Here is a 1,080-nt window from a genome sequence, read left to right on the forward strand (position 1 = left end):
GACCGGTGCGGTGACGGTTGAGAAGACGGAGAGGACCTTCTGGACCTCGGTGAAGGGGGCGTTGGAGACGTAGACGAGGTCGCGGTTGCGCATGCGGAAGGCCTGGGTCAGGAACAGGCTGTTGGGGTCGCGCATGTTGATCCGGTAGACCACCGGGACCAGGGGCGTGCCCAGCAGGGGGCTGCCCGGCTTCAGGCGCCGCACCACCGCGGCCGGCTCGAAGCGGAAGATGAAGGTGCCCGAGGGATCGGCCTGGAAATCGGACAGGCCGCGCGCCTTGGCCAGCGCCTGGGCCAGGGTGATGCCCTCGGCCTGGAACGGGATCTCGGTGGAGTTGCCCAGCGCGCCCACCGCCAGGAAGGTCTGGGGATCGCGCACCAGGGTCAGGGTGTCGCCCGGGCGCAGGAAGATGTTCTCGACCGGGTTCGACACCACCGTGGTCAGCGGCACCGTGGCGGTCTGCTGGCCCCGCGAGAGCCGCACGAAGGTCTCGTTGACCGGCGCGCGCACGCCCCCGGCGGTGGCGACCACGTCGAGCAGGCGGTCCCCCTTGCCCGAGAGCGGCACCCGGGCCCCGGCCACGACCTCGCCGGTGACGGTCACCGTCTGGGACACCGCCTTGGTGACCGAGACCAGCACCTGGGGCTGGATCGCCTTGCCGGCGAGCTCGGTCTCGATCAGGGCCTGTACGTCCTGGGGCCGGCGCCCGGCCACCTGGATGCGCCCGGCATAGGGCACGCTGATGGCCCCGTCGCGGGGCACCACCTGCTCGGGGATGAGGGCGGACTTGGAGCCGGCCGAGAAGCGGTCGGCCACCAGGGGCCCGGAGAACAACCCGCCCGAGCCGGCCTCCCAGACCGAGACGGCCACGTAGTCGCCCACCCCGATCACCGACTCGAGGGAGGGGCGCCGGTCCCCGAAGGAGGCCAGCAGGCTGTCCAGCGCACGCCCGCGCAGCGCCTCGATCGTGGCCGCCGACAGGTCCACGATCTCGTAGCGGGCGAACGTCCCCTCGCTCGTGGACACGTCCGCCCCCTCCACAACCGCCCCCGTCGTCGGGCCGGCCGCAGGCAGAAGCGA

1 protein-coding gene is annotated in these 1,080 nt (G+C 72.3%); it reads right to left on the reverse strand.

Going from position 1 to position 1,080, the window contains the following annotated elements; genetic code table 11:
• Positions 1-1,080: polysaccharide biosynthesis/export family protein (locus ASF20_RS16085; protein ID WP_056275738.1), on the reverse strand; the 1,080-nt coding region annotated here is incomplete at both ends.

It is taken from the genome of Methylobacterium sp. Leaf88, from assembly GCF_001422795.1.
Lineage (GTDB): Bacteria > Pseudomonadota > Alphaproteobacteria > Rhizobiales > Beijerinckiaceae > Methylobacterium.